The organism is Polaromonas sp. P3_C2, assembly GCF_056402675.1.
This window is the reverse complement of record NZ_JBFUGX010000555.1, coordinates 1-2,850: the sequence shown is the minus strand read 5'-3', so window position 1 is coordinate 2,850 and position 2,850 is coordinate 1. Positions and strand designations below refer to the sequence as shown.

Here is a 2,850-nt window from a genome sequence, read left to right as displayed (position 1 = left end):
GGATGGGGTTGAGAGGGTAGACATAAATTCACTCCTTGGTTGTTGATGGGTGAATGATGGGTTTTTGATTGCCTTTTGATAAGCAGGTAATTGATTGAATTATTTTCAATCATTACTTTAAAATGGTGAAATGGAAACCCTGGCCAACCTCGAATCGTTTATTCGCAGCGCCGAAGGCCGCAGCTTTTCTGAGGCGGCACGGCGCTTGGCCCTGACGCCTGCCGCCGTCAGCCGCAACGTCGCCATGCTGGAGCGAAACCTGGGCGTGCGGCTGTTTCAGCGCTCGACCCGCAAACTCACGCTGACCGAAGCCGGTGAACGCTTCCTGGTCTCGATCAGCGGCAACCTCGATGCGCTGCAGTCCGCCATCGCGGCCATCTCCAGCGACAGCGGCGCCCCCGCAGGTCAACTCAAGGTCAGCATGTCGCCCACCTTTGGCATCGACTACATCGTGCCGCTGCTGCCGGCCTTCCTGGACCGTTATCCGCTCATACGTCCTGACTGGTACTTTGAAAACCGCCCGGTCGACCTGATCGCCGAGGGGTATGACGCGGCCATCGGCGGCGGCTTTGAGCTGTCGCCAGGCGTGGTGTCGCGCGCACTGGCCCCGATCCACCTGGTCGCCGTGGCATCGCCCGCCTATATGGCAGGCCAGCAGGCCCCGGCCGACCCCGCGGGCCTGGCCGGGCTCAAAGGCATCGCCCTGCGTTCCAGCGGAACGGGCCGGGTTCGCCAGTGGGTCATGCGCAATGCGGCCGGCGCGGAAGTTCCGGCAGGTTTCATGGATTCGGTGGTGGTGAACGACCCGACGGCCATGCGCGCGGCAGCGTTGCTGGGCCTGGGCGTGACGCTCGTGGCTTTGCCCGATGTACTGCCTTTGCTGGAGCGCGGTGAACTCGTCAGGGTGCTGCCGCAGTGGTATGTCGATGCCGGCGTGATCTCGATTTACTACGCCACGCGCAGCCAGATGCCTGTCAAGACGCGGGTGTTCATCGATTTTGTGGTCGAGGCCTTCGAGCGCGACCAACTGGCCCGGCGCTTTACCGGCGGCCCGGGCTAAGAGGCCCGGTCGCCGGCAAGGGCGGCCCGGGCTAAGAGGCCCGGTCGCCGGCAAGGGCGGCAGACTTCGCCCACAATTCCTTTTTACGTTTCCCCTTCCGTTTCCGTATCTCATTGAAGGCAAAGACACCCATGACCCAATCCCTCAAAGCCGCCGTGATGGGCGCAGGCGCCGTTGGTTGTTATTACGGCGGCATGCTGGCCCGTGCGGGGCTTGACGTGGTGCTGATCGCCCGGCCCCGGCATGCTGACGCCATTCAGAGTGACGGCCTGCACATGGAAACCCGCACTTTCGACGAACACGTGCGCCTGGCCGCCAGCAGCGAACCCACCGCCGTGCAGGGCGCCGGCCTGGTGCTGTTCTGCGTGAAGTCCACCGACACCGAAGCGGCCGGTGCATTGATCCGGCCGCACCTGGCGCCAGATGCGCTGGTGCTCTGCCTGCAAAACGGCGTCGACAACGCCGACCGCCTGCGCACTGTGCTGCCGCAGCATGCAGTGGCTGCCGCCGTGGTGTACGTCGCTACCGAAATGGCCGGCCCCGGCCACGTCAGGCACCACGGCCGCGGCGAGCTGGTGATTGAGCCGGCCAGCCGGAGCGAGGCCGTGGCCCAGGCCTTCATCGCAGCCGGTGTGCCGGTTGAAATCTCCAGCAATGTGCGCGGCGCGTTGTGGGCCAAACTCATCCTCAACTGCGCTTACAACGCCGTCTCGGCCATCGCGCAGCTGCCGTACGGCAAAACCGTGCAGGGCGAGGGCGTGAAAGACGTCATGCGCGACGTGGTGGCCGAATGCCTGGCCGTGGCAGAGGCCGAAGGCGTGCAGGTGCAGGGCGACATGCACCTGGCCGTGGACAAGCTGGCCGGCAGCATGCCCAACCAGTTGTCATCCACCGCACAAGACCTGGCGCGCGGCAAACCCACCGAGATCGACTACCTCAACGGGCTGGTCGTCAGGCGCGGTGAAGCGCTGGGTGTGGCCACGCCGGCGAACCGGGTGTTGTGGGCGCTGGTGAAGTTAATGGAAGGCAAGTGACGCATTCAGTTGCTGCCGGCCAGTGCACCAGAGCACTGCCGACGCAGCGAAGCTGACTGCGCTACCGCGGCTTTGACGCGGCCTCGTGTTTCAGCCGGTCAGGCGCGTTGCGGCGCCAGTGTCTTGGTGTAAAGCGACGCGCCGGCCAGGTCTTTCAAGGTGACTGTCATGGCCCTGGTTTTCGCGTCGATGTCGACCTGGCCAAAGAACTGCATGCCGTTGGTGGGTGGCGCGTTCACTTCGGTGGGGGCTTTCTGGTACATCACCTGCATGCCGAAGGTGGCGTCGGTTTTGTTGGGCCCAAATCCACCGGCGTTGAGCGGACCCGACACAAACTCCCAGAATGGCGAAAAATCATTGAACCTGGCCTTGGCCGGGTCGAAATAATGCGCGGCGGTGTAGTGAACATCGGCCGTCAGCCACACCACATTCTTGATGCCGGCACGCTTGATCTCGCGCAGCAGGCGCGCAATTTCGATTTCGCGACCCAGGGGGACGCCATCGTCACCGTTGGCGATGGCTTCCCAGCGGCTGCGGCCGTCGCTGTCTTTGCCATCGTCCACATGCAGGCTGATGGGCATGTCGGCGGCGATCACTTTCCAGACCGATTTTGAGCGCTTCAGGCCGTCCAGCAGCCAGGCAACTTGAGGGCGGCCCATAAAGGCGCTTTCTTCGGTTTCGCTGGTTTGCAGGTTATGGCTGTTGGGACCGCGATAGCTGCGCATGTCGACCACAAACATGTCCAGCAGGGGGCCT

General features: G+C 63.6%; 3 protein-coding genes. 2 read left to right on the top strand and 1 reads right to left on the bottom strand.

All coding sequences use genetic code 11. From position 1 onward, the window contains the following. The first annotated feature begins 130 nt into the window (after window positions 1–130). Window positions 131–1,060, top strand: a complete 930-nt coding sequence (locus AC1DWI_RS18865) for a LysR family transcriptional regulator (protein ID WP_477669443.1) — start codon at window positions 131–133, stop codon at window positions 1,058–1,060. 131 nt (window positions 1,061–1,191) lie between these two features. After that, entirely contained in the window at window positions 1,192–2,094 is a 903-nt protein-coding gene (locus AC1DWI_RS18860) for a ketopantoate reductase family protein (protein ID WP_477669444.1), read from the top strand. Between the two features lie 98 nt (window positions 2,095–2,192). Here the strand turns inward: AC1DWI_RS18860 and AC1DWI_RS18855 are convergent. Further along, a partial coding sequence (locus AC1DWI_RS18855) for an alkaline phosphatase D family protein (protein ID WP_477725436.1) occupies window positions 2,193–2,850 on the bottom strand: 658 nt, incomplete at its 5' end.